This is a genomic window from Streptomyces viridosporus (assembly GCF_002078235.1).
Taxonomy (GTDB): Bacteria; Actinomycetota; Actinomycetes; order Streptomycetales; family Streptomycetaceae; genus Streptomyces; species Streptomyces viridosporus.
The window spans coordinates 1-2,118 of sequence record NZ_MSGP01000664.1 but is presented as its reverse complement, the minus strand read 5'-3'; the positions used below and the strand labels follow the sequence as shown (position 1 = coordinate 2,118).

The 2,118-nt window shown below is 71.9% G+C and carries 1 protein-coding gene; it reads left to right on the top strand.

Annotated elements, in window-relative coordinates; translation table 11 throughout:
- Positions 1-2,037, top strand: a 2,037-nt coding sequence (locus B7L92_RS35330) for a peptidoglycan D,D-transpeptidase FtsI family protein (protein ID WP_438364049.1), incomplete at its 5' end; no start/stop codon positions are given.
- Positions 2,038-2,118: the final 81 nt, after the last annotated feature.

Sequence of the window (2,118 nt, the reverse complement as noted above, 5' to 3'; positions counted from 1 at the left end):
CGCCGCGTTCGGCGGCCAGCACCTGGCCGACGTGGCGGTGCCGCTCGGCCCTGGGCGCGTACCTGCTCGCGTCTACGGCCTGCACCTGGACCAGGCGGACGACGAAGGCGAGCAGGACCAGGGTCAGGAGCACGCCGAGCAGGCGCAGGCGGGGGCGGGGGCTGCCCAGCCGGAGAGCGGCATTCGGGGCCCCGGGCCGGGGCCCCGAAGGCCGCCCTCCGGCTGGGCAGCCCGCGCCCCCGCCTGCGCCTGGTCGGCGTGCTCCTGACCCTGGTCCTGCTCGCCTTCGTCGTGCGCCTGGTCCAGGTGCAGGCCGTCGACGCGAGCACGTACGCCGCCAAGGCCGAGCGGAACCGCTACGTCGGCCAGGTGCTGGCCGCCGAACGCGGCGAGATCACCGACCGCAGCGGCGTGGCCCTGGCGACCAGCGAGGACGCCTACGACATCACGGCCGACCCCACGATGTTCACCCGGGACGAACTGGAGATCGCCGACGGTCCCGAACGGGCCGCCGCCCTCCTCGCCCCGATCCTCGGCCAGGACCAGGGGAAGCTGGCCGCGAAGCTGCGCCCCGAGAACAAGGCCCTGCGCTACGTCAAGCTGGCCGGCCGCCAGACCCCGCAGGTCTGGAAGCAGATCAAGGACCTGAAGTCGGCGCTGGCGAAGAAGACGGGGAGCGACGACTCCGCGGCCAACGTCCTCGCCGGTGTCTTCTCCGTGCCCACCAGCAAGCGGGTGTACCCCAACAACGAGCTCGCCGCCGGGATACTGGGCTGGGTCAACGCCGAGGGCAGGGGCGGCGGCGGCATCGAGCTCCAACTGGACAAGCGGCTCGCTGGCAAGGACGGCGAGATCCGCTACGCCCAGTCCGGCGGCCGGCTCGTCCCGACCGCGGGCTCCACCGAGACCCCGGCCGTGCCCGGCAGCGACATCGAGCTCACCATCGACCGCGACATCCAGTGGGCCGCGCAGAACGCCATCAGCAAGCAGGTGGAGGAGTCCGCGGCGGACCGCGGCTACGTCATCGTCCAGGACACCCGCACCGGCGAGGTCCTCGCGATGGCCAACGCGCCCGGGTTCGACCCCAACGACCTCTCCGAGGCCGAGCCGGAGGCGCTCGGCAACGCGGCCGTCCAGGACGCCTTCGAACCCGGCTCCACCGCCAAGGTGCTGTCGATGGCGGCCGTCCTGGAGGAGAACGTCGCCGCACCCGGGACGCACGTCGTGGTGCCCAACCGGCTGCACCGCGGCGACCGGCTGTTCAAGGACGACATCGACCACCCCACCTGGTACCTGACGCTCAACGGCGTGCTCGCCAAGTCCAGCAACATCGGCACCATCCTGGCCACCGGCCAGCTCGGCAAGACCCAGGCCCAGGCCAACAAGGTCCTCTACGACTACCTCCGCAAGTTCGGTCTCGGCAGCCTCACGGGGCTCGGCTTCCCCGGCGAGACCAAGGGCATCCTCGCCCCGCCCGACACCTGGTCGACCTCGCAGCAGTACACGATTCCTTTCGGCCAGGGCGTGTCCGTCAACGCCATGCAGGCCGCCTCCGTCTACTCGACCATCGCCAACGGCGGCGTCCGCGTGGAACCCACGCTGGTGCGCGGCTCCACGGGGCCCGACGGGCGCTTCACGCCGGCCCCGAAGCCCGAGAGGACGCGGGTCGTCAGCGAGAAGACGGCGAAGACGCTCGCCCGGATGCTGGAGTCGGTGGTGGACGACGAGGAGGGCACCGGCACCAAGGCGCGCATCCCGGGGTACCGGGTCGCGGGGAAGACGGGCACCGCCAACCGCGTGGATCCGGCCACCGGCAAGTACCACGGCTACACCTCGTCCTTCGCCGGCTTCGCCCCCGCCGACAAGCCGCGGATCACCGTCTCCTGCGTCATCCAGAACGCCACCCGGGGCAGCTACTTCGGCGGCCAGATCTGCGGTCCCGTCTACAAGCAGGTCATGGAGTTCGCCCTGAAGACGCTCCAGGTGCCGCCGACCGGCGCCGCACCCGCCAACCTACCGGTCACCTTCACACCCTGATCAGCACCGATCCCGCACCGAGCCACCAGGAACCACCCCGTGACGACGACCACCCCCGACCCCGGGAACCGGGACGCCCCC